The 19,109-nt window shown below is 73.7% G+C and carries 21 protein-coding genes; 8 read left to right on the top strand and 13 right to left on the bottom strand.

Annotated features, from left to right (window positions below):
* The first annotated feature begins 99 nt into the window (after positions 1–99).
* Genes ABZY12_RS26885 through ABZY12_RS26875 form a run of 3 tightly spaced genes read left to right on the top strand, consistent with a single transcriptional unit; the run spans position 100 to position 3,808 of the window.
* The gene (locus ABZY12_RS26885; protein WP_356894637.1) at positions 100–516 is read left to right on the top strand and encodes a hypothetical protein; all 417 of its coding nucleotides are present in this window, start codon (positions 100–102) and stop codon (positions 514–516) included.
* A complete protein-coding gene (locus tag ABZY12_RS26880; RefSeq protein WP_356894635.1) occupies positions 504–3,161 on the top strand; it encodes an ATP-binding cassette domain-containing protein in 2,658 nt (885 codons plus the stop codon). The genes ABZY12_RS26885 and ABZY12_RS26880 overlap by 13 nt, the downstream gene beginning before the upstream one ends.
* Positions 3,158–3,808 (top strand): ATP-binding cassette domain-containing protein, encoded by a 651-nt coding sequence (locus ABZY12_RS26875; protein ID WP_356894633.1) that lies wholly within the window; start codon positions 3,158–3,160, stop codon positions 3,806–3,808. The genes ABZY12_RS26880 and ABZY12_RS26875 overlap by 4 nt, the downstream gene beginning before the upstream one ends.
* Positions 3,809–3,824: 16 nt before the next feature.
* Here ABZY12_RS26875 and ABZY12_RS26870 read toward each other — a convergent pair whose 3' ends face one another.
* Complete coding sequence (locus tag ABZY12_RS26870; protein ID WP_356894631.1) at positions 3,825–4,466, bottom strand: transglycosylase family protein; 642 nt, start codon at positions 4,464–4,466, stop codon at positions 3,825–3,827.
* Positions 4,467–4,671: 205 nt separating this feature from the next.
* On the opposite strand from ABZY12_RS26870, the gene ABZY12_RS26865 reads away from it, so the two are divergent.
* Positions 4,672–5,454, top strand: a complete 783-nt coding sequence (locus ABZY12_RS26865; protein ID WP_356894629.1) for a hypothetical protein — start codon at positions 4,672–4,674, stop codon at positions 5,452–5,454.
* Positions 5,455–5,585: 131 nt separating this feature from the next.
* A complete protein-coding gene (locus tag ABZY12_RS26860; protein WP_356894627.1) occupies positions 5,586–5,903 on the top strand; it encodes a hypothetical protein in 318 nt (105 codons plus the stop codon).
* Positions 5,904–5,967: 64 nt separating this feature from the next.
* Here the strand turns inward: ABZY12_RS26860 and der are convergent, their stop codons facing one another.
* The 5 genes from der to aroH form a co-directional block, all read right to left on the bottom strand.
* Positions 5,968–7,416 carry a ribosome biogenesis GTPase Der gene (der, locus tag ABZY12_RS26855; RefSeq protein ID WP_356894625.1) on the bottom strand — a complete coding sequence of 483 codons (1,449 nt, stop codon included), beginning with the start codon at positions 7,414–7,416 and terminating at the stop codon, positions 5,968–5,970.
* 60 nt (positions 7,417–7,476) lie between these two features.
* Entirely contained in the window at positions 7,477–8,064 is a 588-nt protein-coding gene (locus ABZY12_RS26850) for a lysophospholipid acyltransferase family protein (RefSeq protein WP_356894682.1), read from the bottom strand.
* A gap of 53 nt (positions 8,065–8,117) precedes the next feature.
* Complete coding sequence (cmk, locus tag ABZY12_RS26845) at positions 8,118–8,816, bottom strand: (d)CMP kinase (RefSeq protein ID WP_356894623.1); 699 nt, start codon at positions 8,814–8,816, stop codon at positions 8,118–8,120.
* Positions 8,817–8,965: 149 nt separating this feature from the next.
* Positions 8,966–10,054, bottom strand: a complete 1,089-nt coding sequence (locus ABZY12_RS26840; RefSeq protein WP_356894621.1) for a prephenate dehydrogenase — start codon at positions 10,052–10,054, stop codon at positions 8,966–8,968.
* Positions 10,051–10,413, bottom strand: a complete 363-nt coding sequence (aroH, locus tag ABZY12_RS26835; protein WP_356894619.1) for a chorismate mutase — start codon at positions 10,411–10,413, stop codon at positions 10,051–10,053. The genes ABZY12_RS26840 and aroH overlap by 4 nt, the downstream gene beginning before the upstream one ends.
* Before the next feature lie 157 nt (positions 10,414–10,570).
* On the opposite strand from aroH, the gene ABZY12_RS26830 reads away from it, so the two are divergent.
* Genes ABZY12_RS26830 through ABZY12_RS26820 form a run of 3 tightly spaced genes read left to right on the top strand, consistent with a single transcriptional unit; the run spans position 10,571 to position 12,207 of the window.
* The gene (locus ABZY12_RS26830; RefSeq protein ID WP_356894617.1) at positions 10,571–10,900 is read left to right on the top strand and encodes a DUF952 domain-containing protein; all 330 of its coding nucleotides are present in this window, start codon (positions 10,571–10,573) and stop codon (positions 10,898–10,900) included.
* 46 nt (positions 10,901–10,946) lie between these two features.
* The gene (locus tag ABZY12_RS26825) at positions 10,947–11,444 is read left to right on the top strand and encodes a Rieske (2Fe-2S) protein (protein WP_356894615.1); all 498 of its coding nucleotides are present in this window, start codon (positions 10,947–10,949) and stop codon (positions 11,442–11,444) included.
* 10 nt (positions 11,445–11,454) lie between these two features.
* A complete protein-coding gene (locus tag ABZY12_RS26820; RefSeq protein WP_356894613.1) occupies positions 11,455–12,207 on the top strand; it encodes a nucleotidyltransferase domain-containing protein in 753 nt (250 codons plus the stop codon).
* A gap of 111 nt (positions 12,208–12,318) precedes the next feature.
* On the opposite strand, the gene ABZY12_RS26815 is transcribed toward ABZY12_RS26820, so the two are convergent.
* The 7 genes from ABZY12_RS26815 to ABZY12_RS26785 form a co-directional block, all read right to left on the bottom strand.
* Complete coding sequence (locus ABZY12_RS26815; RefSeq protein WP_356894611.1) at positions 12,319–13,335, bottom strand: ADP-ribosylglycohydrolase family protein; 1,017 nt, start codon at positions 13,333–13,335, stop codon at positions 12,319–12,321.
* Positions 13,332–14,069 carry an NUDIX domain-containing protein gene (locus ABZY12_RS26810; protein ID WP_356894609.1) on the bottom strand — a complete coding sequence of 246 codons (738 nt, stop codon included), beginning with the start codon at positions 14,067–14,069 and terminating at the stop codon, positions 13,332–13,334. The genes ABZY12_RS26815 and ABZY12_RS26810 overlap by 4 nt, the downstream gene beginning before the upstream one ends.
* Positions 14,066–15,145, bottom strand: coding sequence for an AAA family ATPase (locus tag ABZY12_RS26805; protein WP_356894607.1), 1,080 nt, complete (start codon positions 15,143–15,145; stop codon positions 14,066–14,068). Before ABZY12_RS26805 ends, ABZY12_RS26810 begins: the two co-directional genes overlap by 4 nt.
* A complete protein-coding gene (gene pnuC / locus ABZY12_RS26800) occupies positions 15,142–15,795 on the bottom strand; it encodes a nicotinamide riboside transporter PnuC (RefSeq protein WP_356894605.1) in 654 nt (217 codons plus the stop codon). Before pnuC ends, ABZY12_RS26805 begins: the two co-directional genes overlap by 4 nt.
* Before the next feature lie 137 nt (positions 15,796–15,932).
* Positions 15,933–17,093, bottom strand: a complete 1,161-nt coding sequence (locus ABZY12_RS26795; RefSeq protein ID WP_356894603.1) for a pseudouridine synthase — start codon at positions 17,091–17,093, stop codon at positions 15,933–15,935.
* Positions 17,093–17,644 carry an SMC-Scp complex subunit ScpB gene (gene scpB, locus ABZY12_RS26790; protein ID WP_356894680.1) on the bottom strand — a complete coding sequence of 184 codons (552 nt, stop codon included), beginning with the start codon at positions 17,642–17,644 and terminating at the stop codon, positions 17,093–17,095. Before scpB ends, ABZY12_RS26795 begins: the two co-directional genes overlap by 1 nt.
* A gap of 32 nt (positions 17,645–17,676) precedes the next feature.
* Positions 17,677–19,098 carry a segregation/condensation protein A gene (locus ABZY12_RS26785; protein WP_356894601.1) on the bottom strand — a complete coding sequence of 474 codons (1,422 nt, stop codon included), beginning with the start codon at positions 19,096–19,098 and terminating at the stop codon, positions 17,677–17,679.
* Positions 19,099–19,109 lie beyond the last annotated feature (11 nt).

The raw sequence follows: 19,109 nt of genomic DNA, 5'->3' as shown, positions 1-19,109 counted from the left end.
CTGGCTCACCACCGGATGTCTGTTCAGGCCGGGCGGCCTGATGATTCCAGGGTGTTCCGTATCGCGGGATACCGCAAAAAAGAGGCGAGGGAGGCTCCCGTGCCGACATCCCGGGCGCCGCTGTGGAGCGGCCTCACGGCCGCCGCCGTGGGCGCGGTGCTGTGCGTCCTTGGCTGGTACGGCGTCTCCGGCGAGCGGTTCGCGGAGCGGCAGCTGCCCTACCTGGCCTCGTGCACGATCCCGGGCGCGGCGCTGATCGTGGCGGGCGCGGTGCTGGTCGGGACCGCGCCGGCGGGCCGCGGTCCGGTCCGTACCGCGACGGAGCGGGCGGGCGGACCGGCCGCCGAACCGGAGGAGGCCCTCGCGCCCTCCTCCGAGGCTCCGCCGGTCCGGGTGCCCGGAGGGACCCTCGCGCACCGGCCCGACTGCCCGCTGGTGGCCGGCCGGGACGACGCCCTGCCGGCGGGGGACGCGGAGCTCGCCCCCTGTCCGGTGTGTGAGCCGTGGCCTCGCTGACGTACGACCTCACCCTGGCCGGCCTCGCGGTGGGCAGTGCCGCCGCGCTCACCGGGATCGGGCTGATCGTCACGTACCGCGCGACCGGTGTGCTCAACCTGGCGCACGGCGCGATCGCGATGGTCTGCGCGTATCTGCTGCGGCAGCTGGTGGTGGAGTGGGGCTGGCCGCTGCCGCTCGGAGCCCTCGTCACCCTGCTCGTGGTGGCGCCCGGCGTCGGCCTGGTCCTGGACCGCGGGGTCTTCCGTCCGGCGGCGCTTCTCGGCTCGAATCCCGCGCAGACGCTGGTGGCCTCGATCGGCGTCTTCGTGCTGCTCGTCGGCGGGGCGGCGCTGGTGTGGGGTTCGGGGGCGCGGTCCGATGCCCCGGTGCTGCTCGGCGACGACCCGTGGACGCAGCTCGCGGCGGTGGTCCTCCTCGCCTGTCTGGTGGGGGCGGTGACGCGGTGGACCCGGTTCGGCCGGGAGCTGCGGGCGGTGGTCGACAACCGGCCGCTGGCGATGCTCGGCGGGATCGACGCGGACCGGGTGTCGGCGGTGGGCTGGGCGTTCGGATCCTTCACCGCCGGACTCACCGGGGTGCTGCTCGCCCCGTACGTACGGCTCGACCCGTACGGGATGCCGCTGCTCGTCGTCGAGGTGATCGCGGTCGCGGTGGTGGCGCGGATGCGGAGCCTGCCGGTCGCGATCGTGACGGCCCTGGCACTGGGAGTCGCGCAGGCGCAGCTGACCCGGCTGCACCCGGAGGGGTGGGCGGGGCCGCTGGTCCAGGCGGTGGGCGCGAACCTGTTCGTGGTGGCGCTGATCGTGGCGGCGCTGGCCCTGCCCGGTGTGGGCGGCCGGGGTCAGGACGTGCTGCCGCCGCCGGCCGGTACCGGCCGGGTGCCGGGGGGTGCCTGGGTGACGGCCGGCGTCCTGTTCCTGCTCCCCCTGGGATTCGCGGGCTCGGACCTGCACACCTCGGTCCAGGTGCCGGCGCTGGCGATCGTGCTGCTCTCCCTCGTGGTGGTGACGGGCCGGGCCGGGCAGATCGCGCTGGGGCAGGCGGCGTACGCGGGTCTGGGCGCGCTGTTCACGGCACTGCTGGCGGCAGGAGGGCTGCCGGAGCTGGTGGCCCTGGCGGTCTCGGTGCTCCTGGTGGCCCCGCTGGGTCTGCTGACGGGGTGGCCGGCGATCCGGCGGCACGGTCTCGCGCTGGCGCTCGCGACGCTGGCGGTCGGGGTGGCGGTGAGCCGGTTCGTCTTCGCGCAGCCGTACGCGACGGCCGGCCTGGTCCTCCGCCGCCCGGCCGGTTTCGGGGACGACCGCCTGTACTACGTCCTCGAGCTGGCCGTCCTCGCCTGCTGCCTGGCCCTGGTCGCGGCGCTGCGCCGGGGCCGCACGGGCCGGGCGCTCGCGGCGCTGCGGGACCACGAGCCGGGCGCGGAGGCGGCCGGGGTACGGGTGGCCGGTCTCAAGCTCGTGGCCTTCGTCCTGGGCGCGGCGCTGGCGGCCCTGGGCGGCGGCCTGCTGGGCATGGGGCTGCGCGCCTTCGACCCGGAGGCCTACGATCCGGTCCGCGGTCTCCTGTGGTTCGCCGCGATCCTCGTCCTCGGCGCGGACAGCCTCCTCTCCCCCCTGGCCGCCGCGGCCCTCCTGGTCGGCCTGGACGCGGGCACGAGGGGCGGCGTGGCAGCGGCGGCGGTGGGCGCCCTCGCCGCACTGGTGGGCCGCGTCCCGCCCTTGACGTCCTGGCTCTCGCACGCGGCGCCGCCCCCGCAGACCCGCCGTCGCCCGCGCACCGAACCTCCGGGCACGCCCGAACCGGCACGGCGGCCGGTGGGGGGTGACCGTCCCGGCACGACCGGCCCCGCACAGCCGCCCACCCAGGTGCCCGAACACCCGCGCGTCGCCCCACCCGGCACCACCGGCCCCGCACGCCGGCCGGCGGGGGGAGACGAACCTCCCGGCACGACCGGCCCCGCACAGCCGCCCACACGGGAGCCCCAACCCCCGCCCCCCGCGCGGCTCCGTGCGCACGCGCTGAGCCTCACCTATCCCGGCGGCCTCACCGCCCTCGCCCACGTCACCCTCTCCCTCGCCCCCGGCCGCGTCACCGCACTCGTCGGGCCCAACGGCGCCGGTAAGAGCACCCTCTTCGACTGCCTCGCGGGGACCCTCCGGCCCACCCACGGCCGCGTCGTCCTCGACGGCACCGACATCACCGGACGTGCCGCCCACGCCCGCACCCGCCTCGGCATCGCCCGGACCTTCCAGCAGCTCGCCGTCTTCCCCTCCCTCACCGTCGAGGAGAACGTCCGACTCGGCGCCGAGCAGGGCCACCTCCGCGACCCCGCCGCGACGGAACGGGCCCTGCGCCTCCTCGGTCTGGCCGGTCCCGTCCGCCACCGCCCCGCCGCCGGCCTCCCCACCGGGACCCTGCGCCGCGTCGAACTCGCCCGCGCCCTCGCCGGCCGCCCGCACACCCTCCTCGTCGACGAGCCCGCCGCGGGCCTGGACGCCGCCGAGACCGCCGCCCTCGCCCGCGTCCTCGCCGCGCTGGCCGCCGACGGGCTCACCGTGCTGGTCGTCGAGCACGACCCGGACCTCGTCGCCGGCATCGCCCACACGGTCCACACCATGGAAGGCGGTCGGATCGTGTCATGAGCGTCGAGATCGCCCTGAGCGCCGCCCGCGTCCGCTACGGCCCCCTGGAAGCCCTCCACGGCCTCGACCTGCCCCTGCCGACCGGGGCGGTGACCGTCCTCCTCGGGCGCAACGGCTCCGGCCGGACCACCGCCTTGCGCGCCCTCGCCGGCACCGTGCGGCTCGCCTCCGGACGCGTTCTGTGGCGCGGCGCCGACGTGACCCGGCTGCACGCCCACGACCGGGCGCGCCGCGGGCTGTGCTTCGTACCGGATCTGCGGGCCGTGTACGCGACCCTGACCGTCGCAGAGAACCTCGACCTGGTCACCGGCGACCGCGCCAAGGCCCTGGACGCGTACCCGGAACTCGCCCCGCTCCTCGCCCGCCCCGCCGGCACCCTCTCCGGCGGCGAGCGCCGGATGCTCGCGCTCTCCCGCGCCGTGGCGTCCCCCGCCCGCGTGGTGCTGGTCGACGAGCCCGCCCTCGGCATGTCCCCGGACGTCTCCTCCCGTACGTACCGCCTGCTCGCGGCCCTCGCCGAGGAGGGCGGCGCCGCCCTCGTGCTCGCCGAACAGCGCCTCCCGCCCGGCCTGCCACCGGGCACCCTGGTGCACGAACTGCGGCGCGGCTCGCTCGCGTTCAGCGGGGAGGCCGCCGAGCTGCGGTGAGCACGCCCCACGAGCCCTAGAGCGGCGCGATCCGCAGCATCGTGCCGGTGACGATCCGGTTCGGGTCCGGGCCGATCAGGGCGCGGTTCGCCTCGTACAGCGCCTGCCAGCCGCCCCGGATCTTGAAGCGCCGGGCGATCGAGCTGAGGGTGTCCCCCGGCTGGACCACATGAGCCCGGCCGCTCAGCCCGTACCGCTTCGAGCAGACCGGCCAGGCGCCCCAGCCCTGGACCCGCAGGACGTCCTCGGCGACGGTGATCTGCTGCTTGCGGGTCGCCAGGTCGGCGCGCGGGGCGTGGCGCAGTCCGCCGAACTCGACCCAGGTCGACTGCGCGAACTGGAGTCCGCCGTAGTAGCCGTTGCCCGTGTTGGCGTCCCAGCGGCCGCTGCTCTCGCACTCGGCGACGCAGCCCCACGGCCACTGGTCCTGGGCGCACGACGCGGCGCCGGAATCCCACGGGCCGACGGAATCCCAGGGACCGTCGGAATCCCACGGGCCGCCGTCATCCCACGGGGCTCCGGGGTCCCACGGGGCTCCCGGGGCTCCCCATGTCCCTGGGGGAGGCTCGGGCTCGTCCGCACGGGCCGGTCCCGGAACCAGGGCGATCAACGCGGCGGCACACACACCGGCGGCCCTAAGAAATCGGATCTTCGACATCGAGGCAGGCTAGGCGCCCGGTCCGCGCCCCGGCGTCGTGCCGCGCGGCACGGCATCCGTCCCCCACCCGGTCGGAGTCATCGGGCGGTCGTACAACTTGCCGCACCGCGACGCGTGACCCCGGCCGAGGCTCTCCCGTTGAACTCTTCATGAGACGAGCCGGGAACCGCCCGGTGTCGCACGTACCGAGTCCAGGGAGCCCCCCGTGCCGCGCATGCTCGACGTCAGCGAGGACGTACGCGCCGAGATCGGCGACGAAGAAGCCGACCGGCTGCTCGCCGGCGACAATGCCCCGGGCAGCTACGACTGCACCTCCTGCCGCACTCCGGGCGACTCCGAGCAGGAGCGCACGAGCACCGTGCTGTTCGTCGGCGAGGAGACCGCCGTGCTGGCGTTCGCCCACGCCAGCTGCATCCCGTCCCAGGTCGTCCAGGTCGCCGAGGAGCAGCTCCAGGGCGCCGTCCGCTCCATCGCCGCGACGGACGCGGTCGACGCGCTCACCGCCGCCCACCCGGAGCAGGCCGTCCTCGGAGTCACCAGCGGGCTCGTCCTGATCGAGGGGGAGCTGCACCCCGCGCTGGTCGTCGAGCCGACCGCGCCGGTCGCCCGGCCGGGGTCGGACGGGCTGAGCGACGAGTTCCTTCCGCTGCTGATCGAGCAGGGCTTCGCGCCGGTGTCCGACGTGAACCGGAAGCCGGGCATGCTGCCGGGCTGGTCGGTGCTGGTGGCCATGGGACAGCTGCACTCCGTGCTGCAGCCCGGTACGGGCGGCAGCGGCCAGGTCGCCTGGTGGCAGGCCCACCAGCCGCTCCAGGTCACCGAGGGCTGGCGGGCGGCCGCGAACAAGTCGCACATGGTCCTCGTCTTCGCCGCGCCGGTGGGCTCGATCGGCCAGCAGCCGCGCGAGGACCTGCTGCGCGACGCGCTGGAGAAGGCGGCGGCCAACGGCTGCCTGGTGGCCGCCGCGATGCCGCTGGCCGGCACGTGAGGGAGCACGGGCGTCCGGGCATAGGCCCCTCGGCGCACCACCACGGGACGGCGAGCGTCCCTCGCCCCCGGCGGGCGCCTCTTTCGGAGAGCCGCCCGCATCCGACGGACGACGGTGTCGTTGGCACATACGTGCACTCATACGACCCACTCCGCCAGCCCCGTCCGAGTCAGATTCCCTCGATGCGTCCGGCCCATGACGTCACGACGGGCGAGTCGGCGACGCCGATCTACGACGCTCTGTACTCGGAGTACCGCCGGTCGTTCCGCGCGCTGCCGGGCGACCGCAGCGGCGAGGAGGATCTCGGCTTCCGGGCCTTCGGGACACCGGTGGGCACGGGCCTGTACGGGCACCACGGCTACCGGCAGACGGCGCAGCCGACGGCGTGGTCGGCGCAGCACCACTCCACCCCGGCGGCGCTTCCGCCGGGGCCCCGCAGGGGCCTGTAGGACCCGCGACAACGGCTGAGGGCCGGGGCGTCCGCCCCGGCCCTCAGCCGTTGTCGGTCCCTGCTCACTTCTTGCGGCCGCGCTTCTCGCGCACGCGCACGGAGATGTGGATCGGGGTGCCCTCGAAGCCGAACTCCTCGCGCAGGCGACGCTCGACGAAGCGGCGGTAGCCGTGCTCCAGGAAGCCGGAGGCGAAGAGCACGAACCGGGGCGGCTTGGTGCCCGCCTGCGTACCGAAGAGGATGCGGGGCTGCTTGCCGCCGCGGATCGGGTGCGGGTGGGCGGCGACCAGCTCGCCGAGGAAGGCGTTCAGACGGCCGGTGGGGACACGGGTCTCCCAGCCGGCGAGCGCGGTCTCGATCGCCGGGACCAGCTTCTCCATGTGGCGGCCGGTCTTGGCGGAGACGTTGACGCGGGGCGCCCAGGCGACCTGCTGCATCTCGGTCTCGATCTCGCGCTCGAGGTAGTAGCGCCGCTCCTCGTCCAGCTCGTCCCACTTGTTGTACGCGATGACGAGCGCGCGCCCGGACTCCACCGCCATGGTGATGATGCGCTGGTCCTGGACCGAGATGTTGTCGGTGGTGTCGATCAGGACGACGGCGACCTCGGCCTTCTCGACCGCGGCGGCGGTCCGCAGGGAGGCGTAGTAGTCCGCGCCCTCCTGGAGGTGGACCTTCTTGCGGATACCGGCGGTGTCCACGAACTTCCACGTCTTGCCACCGAGCTCGATCAGCTCGTCGACCGGGTCGCGGGTGGTGCCGGCCAGCTCGTTGACGACCACGCGGTCCTCGCCGGCGACCTTGTTCAGGAGCGAGGACTTGCCGACGTTCGGGCGGCCGATGAGCGCGATGCGGCGCGGGCCGCCGAGGGCGGTGCCGAAGGTCTGCGCGGGCGCCTCGGGCAGCGCCTCCAGGACGGCGTCGAGCATGTCGCCGGTGCCACGGCCGTGCAGCGAGGAGACCGGGTGCGGCTCGCCGAGGCCGAGCGACCACAGGGCGGTGGCGTCGGCCTCGCCGGAGGGGCCGTCGACCTTGTTGGCGCAGAGGACGACGGGCTTGCCGGCGCGGCGCAACAGCTTGACGACGGCCTCGTCGGTGTCGGTGGCGCCGACGGTGGCGTCCACGACGAAGACACAGGCGTCGGCGGCCTCGATGGCGTACTCGGCCTGGGCGGCGACGGAGGCGTCGATCCCGAGGACGTCCTGCTCCCAGCCGCCGGTGTCGACGACCTTGAAGCGGCGGCCGGCCCACTCGGCCTCGTAGGTGACGCGGTCACGCGTGACGCCGGGCTTGTCCTCGACGACGGCCTCGCGGCGGCCGATGATCCGGTTCACCAGGGTCGACTTGCCGACATTGGGGCGGCCGACGACGGCGAGGACGGGGAGCGGGCCGTGCCCGGCCTCCTCGATCGCGCCTTCGACCTCCTCGATGTCGAAGCCCTCTTCCGCGGCGAGCTCCATGAACTCCGCGTACTCGGCGTCGCCAAGTGCCCCGTGGTCGTGCTGGTCGTTCATGAAGTCCGTTCCTTGATCATTCGTGGTCGGTGGGTGCGAACCCACTACTCAGAGTCTCACTCAGCGCCCGGTGAGGCGCCTGGCGTTTTTCAGGTGGGCGGTGAGCCGCTCCTGGATGCGTACGGTGGCGTCGTCCAGCGCCTTGCGCGTGCGGCGGCCGCTTCCGTCGCCTGCCTCGAAGGCGTCGCCGAAGACGACGTCGACGCGGCTGCGCAGCGGGGGCAGCGCCTTGATCAACCGTCCCGGGCGGTCAGAACTTCCCAGGACGGCCACCGGGACGATCGGCGCCCCGCTGCGGACGGCGAAGTAGGCGAGGCCGGCGCGCAGGGAGGCGAAGTCGCCCTCGCCGCGGGTGCCCTCGGGGAAGATCCCGAGGACGCCGCCGTGCTCCAGGACCGCGAGGGCGTTGCCTATCGCGTTCCGGTCGGTGCTGTCCCGGTCGACCTTGAGCTGCCCGATGCCCTCCAGGAAGGGCCCGAGGGGCCCGACGAAGGCTTCCTTCTTGATGAGGAAGTGCACCGGCCGGGGGGCGGTGCCCATGAGCATGGGTCCGTCGATGTTGTGCGCGTGGTTGACGGCGAGGATGAGGGGGCCGGAGGCCGGCACCCGCCAGGCGCCGAGGACGCGCGGCTTCCACAGGCCGTACATCAGCCCGATGCCGATGCCACGCCCGACGGCGGCGCCCTTCTCGGAGGGCAGGGTCACCGGGCGGCCGCCCGCTTCTCGGTACGCCGCTCTTCGACGAGGGTGACGACGCACTCGATGACCTGGTCCAGGGTCAGGTCCGTGGTGTCGACCTCGACGGCGTCGCCGGCCTTGGCGAGCGGGGACGTCTTGCGGCTGGAGTCGGCCGTGTCCCGCTTGATCAGGGCCTGCCGGGTGGCGGCCACGTCGACGCCCTTGAGCTCGCCCGAGCGGCGGGCGGCGCGGGCCTCGGGCGACGCGGTGAGGAAGATCTTGAGGTCGGCGTCGGGGAGCACCGTCGTACCGATGTCACGCCCCTCGACGACGATGCCGCCCTGCGCGCTCCTGGCGATGGTCCGCTGCAGCTCGGTGATGAGGGCCCGCACCTCGGGGACGGCGCTGACGGCGCTGACCTTGGAGGTGACCTCTTCGGTACGGATGGGCCCGGCGGCGTCGGCCCCGTCGACGGTGATCGTCGGGCGGGCCGGGTCGGTTCCGGAGACGATGACGGGCTTGGCGGCGGCGTTGGCGACGGCCTCGGCGTCGCTGACGTCGACGCCGTTGCTGATCATCCACCAGGTGATGGCGCGGTACTGCGCACCGGTGTCCAGGTAGCTCAGCCCCAGCTTGGCGGCAACCGCCTTCGAGGTGCTCGACTTGCCCGTGCCGGAGGGCCCGTCGATGGCGACGATCACGGTTTCCACGGTGGGGAACACCTTCCTGGGGGTACGCGGTGAGGCCCACCGAATGCAGGGGGCCACCCCAAGGTTACCGATTCCCGCGCACCCATTCGGCCCAGCGGGTGGGCGAAGCCCCTTCCGGCGCCCCGCCCGGCCCTCCGGCTCGCCCCCGGCCGCCTCCCGGCTCACCCCGTCCGCAGCGCCCAGCCCCGTTCCTTGAGCGCCGCGCCCAGGACCGGCGCCGCCGAGGGCTCCACCATCAGCTGGACCAGGCCCGCCTGCTGACCGGTCGCGTGCTCGATGCGGACGTCCTCGATGTTGACGCCCGCCCGGCCCGCGTCCGCGAAGATGCGGGCCAGCTCGCCGGGCTGGTCGCTGATGAGGACCGCGACGGTCTCGTACTGCGTCGGGGCCGCGCCGTGCTTGCCGGGGACGCGCGCGCGGCCCGCGTTGCCGCGGCGCAGGACGTCCTCGACTCCGGAGGCGCCGCCGCGGCGCTCGTCCTCGTCGGTGGACTGGAGGGAGCGCAGCGCCCGGACCGTCTCGTCCAGGTCCGCCGCGACGCCCGCGAGGACGTCCGCGACCGGGCCGGGGTTCGCCGAGAGGATGTCGATCCACATGCGCGGGTCGGAGGCCGCGATCCGGGTGACGTCGCGGATGCCCTGGCCGCACAGCCGTACCGCCGTCTCGTCCGCCTCCTCAAGACGCGCGGCCACCATCGACGACACCAGCTGAGGGGTGTGCGAGACGAGCGCGACCGCCCGGTCGTGGGCGTCCGCGTCCATGACCACGGGCACCGCGCGGCAGAGCGCCACCAGCTCCAGGGCCAGGTTCAGGACCTCCGTGTCGGTGTCCCGGGTCGGCGTGAGCACCCACGGCCGCCCCTCGAAGAGGTCCGCCGTCGCCGCCAGCGGGCCGGAGCGCTCCTTGCCCGACATCGGGTGCGTTCCGATGTACGCGGTGAGGTCGGCCCCCAGCTCCTCCAGCTCCCGCCTCGGTCCGCCCTTGACGCTGGCCACGTCGAGGTAGCCGCGCGCCAGGCCCTCCCGCATGGCCGCGGCGAGGGTGGCCGCCACGTGCGCCGGGGGTACGGCGATGATCGCGAGGTCGACGGGGCCCTCGGGCGGCTCGTCCGTACCGGCGCCGAGCGCCGCCGCCGTACGCGCGCGTGCCGGGTCGTGGTCGCGGAGGTGGACGGCGATGCCCCGCCCGGCGAGGGCGAGGGCGGCGGAGGTGCCGATCAGACCGGTTCCGATGACGAGCGCGGTCCTCACTGGGCGATGTCCTTACGCAGGGTGGCCGCCGCGCCGAGGTAGACGTGGGCGATCTCCGCCTTGGGCAGGTCCGACTCGACGTGCGCGAGGAGCCGTACGACCCTCGGCATGGCTCCCTCGATGTCCAGTTCCTGCGCGCAGATCAGCGGAACGTCGACGATCCCGATGCGGCGCGCCGCCGCGGCGGGGAAGTCGCTGTGCAGATCGGGCGTGGCCGTGAACCAGATGCTGATCAGGTCGTCGGCGGTGAGCCCGTTGCGCTCCAGGACGGCGGTGAGCAGCTCCTCGACCTGCTCGTGCATGTGTCCGGCCTCGTCCCGTTCCAGCTGGACGGCGCCTCGGACCGCTCGTACCGCCACGTCGTGCTCCTTCGAAATGCGATCAGTGCTCCGATCACCCTAGTCAGCCGTACCGGCGCGCAGCCGCGGCGACCGTCCTCCGAGACGGCCAATGTCACCCCAGCCCGTCAGCGCCGCCACTCGGCGCGGGCGGCCGGACGGGAGGTACAACTGTCGGATGCTTCTGCACGTCGTACCGGCGGCGGCGTGGTCCGCCGATCCCGGTCTCCCGTACGCGCCCGCCTCCCTTGCGGCCGAGGGTTTCGTCCACTGCTCGGCGGACGAGACGGCGGCCCTCGCCGTCGCCGACGCCCGTTACCGGGAGGTCCCCGGGCCGCTCCTGGTCCTGGTCATCGACGAGACCCGGCTGACCGCCGAGGTCCGCTGGGAGGAGTCGAAGGGCACGCTGTTCCCGCATGTGTACGGGCCGATCGAGCGGGGGTCCGTGGTCGACGTCCTGGAGGTGCGCCGGGACCCGGACGGCCGTGCGAGGGAGCTGGCCTCCTAGGCGTGTTGCCAACCGTGGGCTCGGGCGCGCCGCCAAGCTGGAGGGCATGAATCCAGAAGCTCCAGACGCCACGCCCCGCCGTACCGTGCTCCTGGCGGGCGCGGGTTCGGTCGCCGCGCTGGCCACCGGCTGCGGCTCGGACGGTGACGGGGGCGGGGGTACGACGGACGGCCCGACCGCCACTCCGACCGCGGGCACCACCGGCCCGGCCACCACGGGTCCCGCCACGACCACGCCCGCCGGCTCTCCGCCCGCCGGTGCGGCGCTCGCCCGTACCTCCGAGATCCCGGTCGGCGGCGGCACCGTCTTCAAGGAGGAGAAGGTCGTCGTCACCCAGCCGACGGCGGGCGACTTCAAGGCGTTCTCGGCGGTCTGCACCCACCAGGGCTGCACGGTCGGCAAGGTCGAGAACGGCACCATCGACTGTCCCTGCCACGGCTCCAAGTTCCGTATCGCCGACGGGGCGGTGGCCGCGGGGCCGGCCACGCGCCCCCTCCCGGCCGAGCGGATCACCGTGTCGGGGGACAACATCACCCTGACGTAATCTGTCGCCCATGACTCCGGTAGAACTGGTGCGCGACCACACGATCTACTCCTGTGTCATGGGGTCGCGCGCCTTCGGTCTGGCCACCGAGGGGAGCGACACCGACCGCCGGGGCGTTTTCCTCGCCCCGACCCCGCTCTTCTGGCGCTTCGAGAAGCCGCCGGCGCACGTGGAAGGGCCGGGCGAGGAGCAGTTCAGCTGGGAGCTGGAGCGCTTCTGCGAGCTGGCCCTGCGGGCCAACCCCAACGTCCTGGAGTGCCTGCACTCCCCCGTGGTCGAGCAGATCGACGACACCGGCCGCGAACTGGTCGCGCTGCGCGGGGCGTTTCTCTCCCGTCAGGCGCACCAGACGTTCGTCCGGTACGCGGTCGGCCAGCGCAAGAAGCTCGACGCCGACGTCCGCCAGTACGGGGAGCCGCGCTGGAAGCACGCGATGCATCTGCTGCGGCTGCTGATGAGCTGCCGCGATCTGCTGCGGACCGGCGAACTGACCATCCACGTGGGCGACGAGCGGGACCGGCTCCTCGCGGTGAAGCGCGGCGAGGTGCCGTGGCCCGAGGTCGAGTCGTGGATGGGCCGCCTCACGGAGGAGGCCGACCGCGCCTCCACCACGAGCCCACTCCCCACGTCCCCGGACCACGCGCGCGTGGAGGACTTCCTGCTGCGCGCCCGCCGCGCCTCAGCCCTGCGCGTACTCCATCCGAACCCGGACCACGAGGTCGTGCAGGGCGTCCTGCCCCCCGAGCTCGCCCAAGAGGCCTGACCGAGCCACCCCGCAGGGGCCTCCGCCACCTCGTCCGGGGGGTGGGCAGACCGGCCCGGCTTCGGGGTGAGGGCTACGGTCGCCGTCGGCCGTCGCCTCGACGGTCATGGATCAAGCGTCCCAGAGCGCGCCGAACGACAGCAGTTCGTCGCGGTACTCGATCCGCTCCGCCCACTCCTTCGGCCAGGCTCCGGCGCCCAGGTGCGCCCCCGCGAAGGCGCCCGTCAGGGAGGCGATCGAGTCAGAGTCACCGCGGGTGCAGGCGGCGCGGCGCAGGGCGGTGAGGGGGGCCTCGGGGAAGAGGAGGAAGCACAGGAGGGCGGTGGCGAGGGCCTCTTCGGCGATCCAGCCGTCGCCGGTGTACTCGCAGGGGTCGAGTTCCGGGTCGGCCGTGCGCTGGACGGCGTCCAGCTTCTCCAGGACGGCGAGGCACTCGTCCCAGCCGCGCTCGATGAAGTGCCGGGGCGTGGGGTCCTGGGCGTGCGCCCAGAGGTCGCCGAGCCACTCCTCGTGGTAGCGGGAGCGGTTCTCGTACGCGTACGAGCGCAGGTGGCCGACCAGTCCGGCCGGGTCGACGCCCCGGGCGAGCAGACGGACCGCACGGGCGGTCAGGTCGGAGGCGGCGAGCGCCGTGGGGTGGCCGTGGGTGAGCGCCGACTGGAGCTGGGCCGCGCCCGCGCGCTGCTCGTCGCTCAGGCCGGGGACGAGCCCGATCGGCGCGACCCGCATGTTGGCGCCGCACCCCTTGGAGCCGGTCTGGCTGGCCTGCTGCCAGGGCCGGTCGCTGTCGAGGAGCCGGCAGGCGACCATGCACGTGCGGCCCGGAGCCCGGTTGTTCTCCGGTGAGTGGTACCAGTCGACGAACTCCTCCCGGACCGGCCGGGCCAGCCGCAGCGGGGCGAGCGCGCCCCGGTCCATGGCTGTGCGGATGCCCCGGGCGAGGGCGAGCGTCATCTGGGTGTCGTCGGTGACGTACGCCGTGCCGTTCCGGCTCACCGGGAGTTCCATCCCCCGCCACGGGCCGAACTTGGCGAGGATCGAGGGCACGTCGTTGAACTCGGTCGGGAAGCCGAGCGCGTCGCCCAGCGCCAGACCGATCAGCGCCCCCGTGGCGGTCTGCTTGGTCATGTGGACCTTCCTTCCGGTCGCAGCAGCGGCGGGTGGAGGGCCGTGGCCTCCCCCGCCCGGTAGAGAGCGGCCGGTTTCCCCCGTCCGCCGGTGAGGCGCGGCGGTCCCTCCACGGCCTGGACGAAGCCGGGCGTGGCGAGGACCTTGCGCCGGAAGTTGGGGCGGTCGAGCTCGACGCCCCAGACCGTCTCGTACACCTGCCGCAGCTCGCCGATCGTGAACTCGGGCGGGCAGAAGGCGGTGGCGAGACAGGTGTACTCCAGCTTGGCGCCGATCCGTTCACGGGCGTCGGCAAGGATCCGGTCGTGGTCGAAGGCGAGCGGCCCGTGCGTCCCGTACGGCGTCCACCGGGCCCACGCCGCGTCGCCGCCGCCGCGCGGCTCGGGGGGGTCCGGTACGAGCGCGGTGTAGGCGACCGAGACGACCCGCATCCTGGGGTCGCGGTCCGGTTCGCTGTAGGTACGCAGCTGTTCGAGGTGGAGTCCGGCGACCGTCGTCTCGGACAGGCCGGTCTCCTCGGCGAGTTCACGGCGCGCGGCCTGCTCGGCGGACTCGTGGGGCAGCACGAAGCCGCCGGGCAGGGCACAGGCTCCGGCGTACGGCTCCTGGCCGCGTTCGACGAGCAGGACGTGGAGGCGCCCTTCGCGGAGGGTGAAGACGGCGAGGTCGGCGGTGACGGCGAACGGCTCGAAGGCGTACCGGTCGTAGTCCTCGGGGGCCCGGGCTCGGCTCATCGGCGCTCCGGCAGGGGATCGGCGAGGTGCCAGCCCTCGGCGAGCAGTTCGTCCACGGCGGCGACGGCGGCCGCGAGCCGCTCCTCGTGCGGTCCGGTGAGGACGGCGGTACGGCGGCCGGTGTGGGCGAGCTGGGCGACGAAGCGGGCGGTCATCCAGGGCCGCAGATGCTCCCCGTCGCGCAGTCCGTCGTCCTCGAACGCGACGCCGTGGTGGTCGGTGAGCAGCCAGAGGTGCTGCCGACCGCGGGCGGCGATCTCGCCGGTGGCCGGGCTCGTGGTGCCCATGTACCGCTCGTGCCAGATGGTGGTGGCGAAGGCGTCGGTGTCGCAGATGAGCACCGGCGATCCGGCCCGCGCGGCCTCCTCCTCCAGTTCGGCCTGGCGCTGGGCGATGACGGGGAAGTCGCTGGACCGGAAGGTGACGTCCGTCCAGTCGGCGCCGGGGCGTTCGGCGCGCAGTTCGGCGAGTTTCAGCTCGCTGTACTCGCGTCCGTACTCCGGTACGCAGCGGGTGCGGGACCACACTCCGCCGCGCCGCCGGTAGTGGTCGGCCAGGGCGAGGGCCATGGTGGTGGTGCCGGTGGACTCGGCGCCGAGGACGACCACGCGCCGGGTGAGCGCGGCCCGTACGGGCGGTTCGAGGAAGTCCCAGCAGCCGGCGGGGTCCTTGCGGACGGCGGTGCCGGAGACGGGGAAGAGGGTGCGGTCCGGGTCGACGCACACGGACGCGGCGCCGAAGCGGCGGCCGAGCTCCTCCCCGTACGGCTCCGAGGTGAAGACGGCGTCGACGCGTTCGGGCACCGCGGCCCGGAAGACGGCCATGTGGGCCGCCCACACGTCGGGGTCGTGGAGGTCGACGGGGATGTCGTCGACGGCGCCGACGACGAGGACGTCGGGGTGGATCTCGCGCATCCAGTCGACCCGGTCCTCCAGGGAGAGCGTCTCCACGGACGAGGCGCAGACGAGGACGGTGAGGCGTTCGCAGCCGTCGCGCGCGGTGCGGATCAGATGGTGGTGGCCGGCGTGCGGCGGGTAGAACTTGCCGAGGACCAGGCCGTGGCCGTAGCGCCTCATGCCACCGCCTCCGCCGGGAGGGCGCGCTGTGCGGCGAGGTCGCGGCTCCAGTTGCGCAGGCCGAGGACGCAGAGCGCCATGAAGCCGATGTACAGCAGGGAGGTCAGATAGAGCTCCTTGTAGGCGTACAAGGGCACGTAGACCACGTCGGCGGCGATCCAGAGCCACCAGGACTCCAGCCGCTTCCGGCACTGGCCGTAGGTGGCCGTCAGGGAGAGCGCGGTCGTCAGGGCGTCCCAGAAGGGGACGGTCGAGTCGGTGGCGCGGTCGAGCAGCAGGGTGAGGCCGAGGGTCCCCACCACCCCCGCCGTGATCAGCCACGTCCACTCGGTGCGCGAGGTGCGGCGCACCGGGAGGGCGTCGGAACCTGGTCCACCCCCGTGGGTCCAGGTCCACCAGCCGTACACGGCGAGGGTGATGAAGACGATCTGGAGGCCGGCGTCGGCATAGAGCCCCGCCTGCGCGAAGAGCAGGATGAAGAAGAGGTTGTTGGCGATGCCGATGGGCCAGTTGGCGATGTGCTGGCGGGCGACGAGCCAGACGCAGAGCGCTCCACTGCCGAAGCCGAGGACCTCGGTCCAGCTCACCGGGGTGTCCAGGACGGTGACGAGCGGCTGCTGCAGGGGTTCGAGAATGCTTGCGAGGCTCACGCCCGCCTCCTTAAGAGTCATGTTGACTATAAAGGGGGGCGAGCTTCGCCCACAAGTGCGAACGGGCGACGAAGGCAACGCGGAAGCCCGTGACCGCCATGCGGTCACGGGCTTCTTCTCGTCGCGGGGCGACGCGGCTACATACCGACTTCCTTCATCAGCATGCCGACCTCGGTGTTGGTCAGCCGGCGCAGCCAGCCCGACTTCTGGTCACCGAGCCCGATCGGGCCGAAGGCCGTACGGACCAGCTTCTCCACCGGGAAGCCCGCCTCGGCCAGCATGCGGCGCACGATGTGCTTGCGGCCCTCGTGCAGGGTGACCTCGACCAGGTAGTTCTTGCCGGTCTGCTCCACCACGCGGAAGTGGTCCGCGCGGGCGTAGCCGTCCTCCAGCGGGATGCCCTCCTTGAGCCGCTTGCCGACCTCGCGCGGCAGCGGGCCCGTGATGGCGGCCAGGTAGGTCTTCTTCACGCCGTACTTCGGGTGCGTGAGGCGGTGGGCCAGCTCACCGTGGTTGGTGAGCAGGATGATGCCCTCGGTCTCGGTGTCGAGCCGGCCGACGTGGAAGAGCCGGGTCTCACGGTTGGTGACGTAGTCGCCGAGGCACTGACGGCCGTCGGGGTCCTCCATGGTGGAGACGACACCGGCGGGCTTGTTCAGGGCGAAGAAGAGGTACGACTGGGTCGCGACGGTCAGACCGTCGACCTTGATCTCGTCCTTCTCCGGGTCGACGCGCTTGCCCTGCTCCAGGACGATCTCGCCGTTGACCTCGACGCGGGCCTGCTCGATCAGCTCCTCGCAGGCACGGCGGGAGCCCATGCCGGCGCGGGCGAGCACCTTCTGCAGCCGCTCGCCCTCCTGCTCGGCGCCCGGGAAGGTCTTCGGGGTCTTGATCTCGGGCCGGTCCGCGTACCGGTCGCGGTTGCGCTGCTCGATCTTGGCGTCGAGCTCGCGCGAGCGAGCCGGGGCCTGCCGCTGCCCGTGCGGGCCGCGCCGGGGCGCGGTGCCGCCCTGGGGGGCCTTCGGGCCGCCCTTGGCGCCCCCGCGGGCCGCGGCGCCGCGGCCCTTCTTCGGGGCGTCGGACGGGCCGCCGGTGCCGCCCACGTCGTAGCGGCGCTCCTCGGGGCGCGGGTTGCGCGGGCGGCCGCCGCCCGGCTTGTCGTCGCGGCTGTTGCCGGCGCCGCGGTAGTTACCGCGTCCGCCGCCGCTGCCGCCGCTGCTGCCGCCGCGGCCGCCGCTGTTGCCACCACGGCTCCCGCCGTTGTTTCCGCTGCTGTTCCTGCCGCTGCTGCTTCGCATCAGTCTTCCGTCTTGTCGTCTGCGTCCGGGTCGAACGACGGAACCCCTTCCAGCGTCTCCGCCTCGATCGCGTCCGCCTCGGGGAGGAAGGGCGCGAGCTCCGGGAGCTCGTCCAGGCCGCGCAGGCCCATCCGCTCCAGAAAGTAGTTCGTCGTCCTGTACAGGATCGCACCTGTTTCGGGTTCCGCGCCCGCCTCCTCCACCAGACCGCGCTGGAGGAGGGTCCGCATGACCCCGTCACAGTTGACCCCGCGGACCGCGGAGACGCGGGAACGGCTGACCGGCTGGCGGTACGCGACGACGGCGAGGGTCTCCAGGGCGGCCTGGGTGAGCCGGGCCTGCTGGCCGTCCAGGACGAAGGCCTCGACGGCGCCGGCGTACTCCGCCCGGGTGTAGAACCGCCAGCCGCCGGCGACCCGGCGCAGCTCGAAGCCGCGGCCCTGGGCGGTGTACTCGTCGGCGAGTTCGCGCAGGGCGTCGCCGACCTCGCGGCGGGGCACGTCGAGGATCTTGGCGAGGTGCTCCTCGGTGGCGGGCTCGTCGACGACCATGAGGACGGCTTCGAGGGAGGGCTTGAGGTCGCTCACGCCGGGGCCTCCGTTTCTTGATCGAACTCGTCGGTGACGCGGACTTCACCGGCACCGGCCCAGGTGACGGTGAGTTCGCCGAGGGCGTCCTCCTGTTCGAGGGCGATGGCCCTCTCGCGGTACAGCTCCAGAAGGGCGAGGAAGCGGGCGACCACGGTCAGGGTGTCCTCGGCGCCCTGGGCGAGCTCCCGGAAGCTGACGGTGCCGCGCTCCTTGAGGAGGGCGACGACGACCTCGGCCTGTTCGCGGACGCTGACGAGGGGGGCGTGGATGTGGTCGACGTACACCTGGGGCTTGGCCCTGGGCTGCATGGCCTTGACGGCGAGCTTGGCGAAGCCCTCGGCGCCGATGCTGATGACGACCTCGGGGAGCAGCTCGGCGTGGTGCGGCTCCAGGCCGACGGTACGGGGGTGGCGCCTGCCCTCGTCCTCCCACCGCTCGGCGAAGATCTCGGCGATCTGTTTGTACGCGCGGTACTGCAGGAGCCTGGCGAAGAGCAGGTCCCGTGCCTCCAGGAGGGCGAGGTCGGCCTCGTCCTCGACCTCGGCGGCGGGCAGCAGCCGGGCGGCCTTGAGATCGAGCAGCGTGGCGGCGACGACGAGGAACTCGGTGGTCTGGTCGAGGTCCCAGTCGGGCCCCATGGCCCGGATGTGCGCCATGAACTCGTCGGTGACCTTGGAGAGGGCGACCTCGGTGACGTCGAGCTTGTGCTTGGAGATGAGCTGAAGGAGGAGGTCGAAGGGCCCCTCGAAATTCGCCAGCCTGACGGTGAACCGGCCACCGTCGGGAACGGGGGCGTCCTCGGCCGGGTCCGCGGGGGCGCGGGGGGCGCCCTGGGCGGAGTCGGCCGGAGCGTCGAGGGCGGGGCCGCCCTCGGGCGGCCCGTCGGGAACGGGGGCGTCCTCGGCCGGCCCGTCGGCGCCGGGCGCGCGCTCGGCAGGTCCGCCGGTAACGGCAGCGTCGTCGGCGGAATCCACCGGAGCGTCGGCGCCGGGTGCGCTCCCGGCCGGTTCGCGAGCGCCGAAGACGTCCTCGGTCGATCCGTCGGGCACGGCAGCGTCCTCGGCGGAATCCACCAGAGCATCGGCGCCGGGTGCGCTCCCGGCCGGTTCGCGAGCGCCGAAGACGTCCTCGGTCGATCCGTCGGGCACGGCAGCGTCCTCGGCGGAATCCACCGGAGCGTCGGGGGCCGATCCCTCGGGCTCCGCCCCCACTGCCGCCGCGGTCTCGTCGTGGGCGGGCGGGGGGCCCTCCGAGGCCGTGCCCGTCGCCTCCCCGGTCCGGCTGTCGGCGGGGCCGGGCGGAGGCTCGGGCGTGACCTCGGAGGTCCGGTCCGACGCGCCTCCGGGAGGCACCCCGGGGCCGCGCCCCAGGGTGCGGCGGGGCGGGCGGGACGTTTCGGCGGGGGGCGGGGGCATCGGGGTCCAGG

The organism is Streptomyces sp. NPDC006551, from assembly GCF_040611675.1.
In the GTDB taxonomy this organism is placed as follows: Bacteria; Actinomycetota; Actinomycetes; order Streptomycetales; family Streptomycetaceae; genus Streptomyces.
Note: the sequence above shows the minus strand (reverse complement) of the source record. Positions and strands in the feature narration are given on the sequence as shown.

Excerpts from the sequence above, each read along its gene's own strand:
- ABZY12_RS26875 (WP_356894633.1), top strand. The coding sequence starts at position 3,158 with ATGAGCGTCGAGATCGCCCTGAGCGCCGCCCGCGTCCGCTACGGCCCC.
- ABZY12_RS26870 (WP_356894631.1), bottom strand. The coding sequence starts at position 4,466 with ATGTCGAAGATCCGATTTCTTAGGGCCGCCGGTGTGTGTGCCGCCGCG.
- der (WP_356894625.1), bottom strand. The coding sequence starts at position 7,416 with ATGAACGACCAGCACGACCACGGGGCACTTGGCGACGCCGAGTACGCG.
- ABZY12_RS26850 (WP_356894682.1), bottom strand. The coding sequence starts at position 8,064 with ATGTACGGCCTGTGGAAGCCGCGCGTCCTCGGCGCCTGGCGGGTGCCG.
- ABZY12_RS26830 (WP_356894617.1), top strand. The coding sequence starts at position 10,571 with ATGCTTCTGCACGTCGTACCGGCGGCGGCGTGGTCCGCCGATCCCGGT.
- ABZY12_RS26825 (WP_356894615.1), top strand. The coding sequence starts at position 10,947 with ATGAATCCAGAAGCTCCAGACGCCACGCCCCGCCGTACCGTGCTCCTG.
- ABZY12_RS26820 (WP_356894613.1), top strand. The coding sequence starts at position 11,455 with ATGACTCCGGTAGAACTGGTGCGCGACCACACGATCTACTCCTGTGTC.
- ABZY12_RS26815 (WP_356894611.1), bottom strand. The coding sequence starts at position 13,335 with ATGACCAAGCAGACCGCCACGGGGGCGCTGATCGGTCTGGCGCTGGGC.
- ABZY12_RS26810 (WP_356894609.1), bottom strand. The coding sequence starts at position 14,069 with ATGAGCCGAGCCCGGGCCCCCGAGGACTACGACCGGTACGCCTTCGAG.
- ABZY12_RS26805 (WP_356894607.1), bottom strand. The coding sequence starts at position 15,145 with ATGAGGCGCTACGGCCACGGCCTGGTCCTCGGCAAGTTCTACCCGCCG.
- ABZY12_RS26795 (WP_356894603.1), bottom strand. The coding sequence starts at position 17,093 with ATGCGAAGCAGCAGCGGCAGGAACAGCAGCGGAAACAACGGCGGGAGC.
- scpB (WP_356894680.1), bottom strand. The coding sequence starts at position 17,644 with ATGGTCGTCGACGAGCCCGCCACCGAGGAGCACCTCGCCAAGATCCTC.
- ABZY12_RS26785 (WP_356894601.1), bottom strand. The coding sequence starts at position 19,098 with ATGCCCCCGCCCCCCGCCGAAACGTCCCGCCCGCCCCGCCGCACCCTG.